Here is a 3834-nt window from a genome sequence, read left to right on the forward strand (position 1 = left end):
GCAAAAGGCAGCTATTCCCCGAGGCCCATGAGCATGGCGCTGATTGAGGCGCAGCAACCGGCAAACGGGTTAAGCTGAGAAATGGGGGCAGGGGCGAAGTTGACGGCTGTCAACTCTGTCATGGGGTGGCGGGGGTCAGTTGACAGCCGTCAACTTCGCCCCTGCCCCGCCCCACGCTCGAAGCGAGAGGCAATCGGCACCTCAGGCAGGCTCCGCGTCCGTCTCCTGACTTTCGAGCCACTGGATCACCGAATTGCGCTTGGCCATCATATGGTCCCGCAGGGTTTGCGCCAGCGCCTTGCCGTCCCGGGCCGCGAGATGTTTCATGATCATCTCATGCTCCTGCACGGCGGCGAACCAGCGCCCCTCCGTCATGTTGGCCAGATAGCGCGCACGTTGCATCCGAAGCGACAGCGCCTGACAGGAGGTGGTGAGCGTGTTGTTCCGCGCCGCCATCAGGATCGCGCTGTGGATCTGCTGGTTAACGGCGAAATAGGCATCCAGATCCCGGTCCGCATAGCTCTGCATCATCTGTTCATGCAATGCTGCGACCGCTTCGATTTCTTCGTCGGTGATGCTCTGGCAGGCCAGTTCACCCGACAGCGCCTCCAGCGCGCCCAGAACGGGAAAGACCTCTTCGACCTCACCGACGGTCACGGGCGTCACCCATGCGCCCCGGTTCGGCTCCAACCGCACCAGCCCGTCGGAGGCCAGCACCTTCAGCGCTTCCCTCAGGGGCGTGCGCGACACACCGAACCGCGCGCAGAGCGCCTTTTCCGGCACCTTCGTCCCCGGGACCAGTTCGCCGCCGATGAACAGGGGCTGCAAACGATCGACCAGCTCGGCATGCAGGGACTTGCGCGAGATCTTCGGGGGTGTGGTGGCGTCATCCATCGAAGTCTCCTACCCGCGGTCCAATGCCATTTCAAGAAGTCGTGCCACGTGGATGGGCCGCCTCTCCGTCAGGTCAGCCACCTGATGGCGGCAGGATGTTCCATCCGCGACGATCAGCGTATCGGGTTGCGCGGCCCTGACCGCCGGGGCGAGATCAAGCTCCGCCATCCTGCGCGACACCTCATGCGTGTCCTTTCCGTAGCCGAAAGCACCGGCCATCCCGCAGCAGCTCGTCTCCACCGTGTCGACCTGCGTATCGGGCAGCAGCGCCAGCGTCTTTTCGATGCTCGACATCACGCCCATCGCCTTCTGGTGGCAATGCCCATGCAGCAATACACGCGGGGCAGGGGACGTGAGCGGAAGGTTGAAACCGGGCTCCTCGGCGCGTTCCGCGATATATTCCTCCAGCATGCGGGCCTGTTCGGAGAGGCGTTTCGCCTCTTCGCCCGGCAGCAGCGCGGGTATTTCATCGCGCAGGGTCAGCAGGCAACTGGGTTCCAACCCGATGATCGGAACGCCGCGGCGGGCATAGGGCAAGAGCGCATCGACCAGCCGCCGCGCCTCCGTCCGCGCTTCGTCGACAAGACCGGCGGACAGGAACGTGCGCCCGCAACACAGCGGGCGTTCGCCCTTAGGGGGCGTCGCGATGTCATAGGGGGTCTCTGCCGCGTCCAGCACGTTCTGGGTGGCGCGCAGGTTTTCAGGCTCGAAATAGCGGTTGAAGCAATCGGCGAAAACCACGGCCTGCGCATCCGTCCGGGGCGCGGCCTTGGGGTCGCGGAAGGGGCGGCTGCTCCATTCCGGCAGGTCGCGCGTGGCGGTAAACCCGCTGAGGCGTTCGGTCAGCGCGGCAAGGCCGGGCAGGGTGTTGCGCAGGTTGGCCAGGAAGGGCAGGCGGGAGAGAAACGGCGCATAGCGGGGCAGGTAGCCCACAAGCCTGTCGTGAAAGCTGATCCCGTGCCGGGCGACCCGTGCGGCCTGAACCTCGATCTTCATGCGCGCCATGTCGACGCCGGTGGGGCATTCGCGTTTGCAGCCCTTGCAGGACACGCAAAGCTTCATCGTTTCCGCCATCTCGTCGGAGGTGAGCGCATCGGGGCCAAGCTGGCCGGTGATCGCCAGGCGCAGGCTGTTGGCGCGGCCCCGCGTCAGGTCCTGTTCCTTGCGCGTCACCCGGAAGGAGGGGCACATCACGCCGCCCTTGAGCTTGCGGCAGGCCCCGTTATTGTTGCACATTTCCACGGCGCCCTGAAATCCACCGCCGCTGCCGGTCCAGTCGGACCAGTCGAGTTCGGTGGAAAACTCGGGCGCGCCATAGTCGGGGCCGTAGCGGAACAGCCGCCGGTCATCCATCTTTGGCGGATCGACGATCTTGCCGGGGTTGAACAGCCCCTCGGGATCGAATCGCTGCTTCACCTCTTTGAAATTGGCGACCATACGGGGGCCGAACATCCGTTCGTGGAATTCCGACCGCACGATGCCGTCGCCGTGTTCGCCCGAATGCGACCCCTTGTAGCGCGAGACAAGCTCGAAACATTCCTCGGCGATGGCGCGCATGGTGGCGACGTCCTTGTCCTGCTTGAGGTTCAGGACAGGCCGGACATGCAAACAGCCGACGGAGGCATGGGCATACCACGTTCCACGGGTCCCGTGCCGTTCGAAAATCTCGGTCAGGCCGGCGGTATACTCCGCCAGATCGGGCAGTTGGACGGCGCAATCCTCGACGAAGGAGACGGGTTTGCCGTCGTCCTTCATCGACATCATGATGTTGAGCCCGGCGCTGCGCAGCTCCGCGATGCGGGCCTGCAGCTTTGGGTCGGTCACCGGGGTCACGCCACCCCATTTCGCCCCGTCGTTGCGCCATGAAAAGCCCAGCTCGCCCATCAGCTCCTCTAGTGCGCGCAGCTTGGCGGGATGATTCGCGGGGTCTTCCTCTGCGAATTCCACGAGCAGCAGCGCCTCCGGCTCCCCGGTGACGAATTCCTGAATCGTCTGGCGGAACATCGGGATGTCGCGGGCGAGGGCGATCATCGTGGCATCGACAAGCTCCACCCCCTGCGGGTTCAGCGTGACGAGATGCTGCGTCGCGTCCATCGCCGCGTGGAAAGAGGCGAAGTGGCAGACGCCCAGCACCTTTTCGGGGATCAGCGGCGACAGCTTCAGTTCGATCGCGGTGGAATAGGCGAGGGTGCCTTCGGAGCCGACCAGCAGATGCGCCATGTTGTTGGGCGTGTTGCGCGGCACCAGCGCGTCGATGTTATAGCCGCCCACGCGCCGCATCACCTTGGGGAACCGCGCGTCGATCTCTGCCGCCTCGCGGCTGCCGAGCGCCAGCATGTCCCGGACGAGGGCCGCGTGATCCGGTGGGGCGCCCTCGTTCGGGACCGGGCCGAAGTGATGTTTGCTGCCGTCGGCGAGCATCGCGTCGATGGACAGGACATTGTCGCGCATGGTGCCGTAGCGCAGGGATTTGCCGCCGCAGGAATTGTTGCCCGCCATGCCGCCGATGGTGGCCCGCGACGCGGTGGAGACATCGACGGGGAACCACAGGCCATGGGGTTTCAGCGCGCGGTTCAGCTCATCCAGCACGATGCCGGGCCGGACGACGCAGCGCCGGTTTTCCACGTCGAGTTCGAGGATGCCGTTGAAATACTGGGTGTTATCCAGCACCAGCGCGGTGTTCACCGTCTGCCCGCACTGGGAGGTGCCGCCGCCGCGGGCGAGGATCGGAACCCCCTGTGCCGCCGCGACCTCGATGGCGGCCTGTACGTCCTCTTCGTCCTTCGGGGACAGAACGCCGAGCGGCATCATCTGGTAGAGCGATGCGTCGGTCGCGTAGCGGCCCCGGGAAAAGTCATCGAACAGAAGGTCGCCGGACACCCGCTGGCCAAGAGGCAGCGGCCTACCGGCTGACGCTCTTTCTTGGAAATCTCGAGCCTC

Annotated in this window: 2 protein-coding genes; both read right to left on the minus strand. The window is 65.2% G+C overall.

Going from position 1 to position 3834, the window contains the following annotated elements:
- Positions 1–201: 201 nt before the first annotated feature.
- Complete coding sequence (locus A3764_RS07735) at positions 202–894, minus strand: GntR family transcriptional regulator (protein ID WP_067923567.1); 693 nt, start codon at positions 892–894, stop codon at positions 202–204.
- A 9-nt stretch (positions 895–903) separates the two neighbouring features.
- Positions 904–3774, minus strand: a complete 2871-nt coding sequence (locus tag A3764_RS07740; RefSeq protein WP_236628129.1) for an FAD-binding and (Fe-S)-binding domain-containing protein — start codon at positions 3772–3774, stop codon at positions 904–906.
- Positions 3775–3834: the final 60 nt, after the last annotated feature.

The organism is Sulfitobacter sp. HI0129 (assembly GCF_001635395.1).
GTDB lineage: Bacteria > Pseudomonadota > Alphaproteobacteria > Rhodobacterales > Rhodobacteraceae > Sulfitobacter.

Coding starts and splice junctions, on each gene's coding strand:
- A3764_RS07735 (WP_067923567.1), bottom strand. CDS start 894: ATGGATGACGCCACCACACCCCCGAAGATCTCGCGCAAGTCCCTGCAT.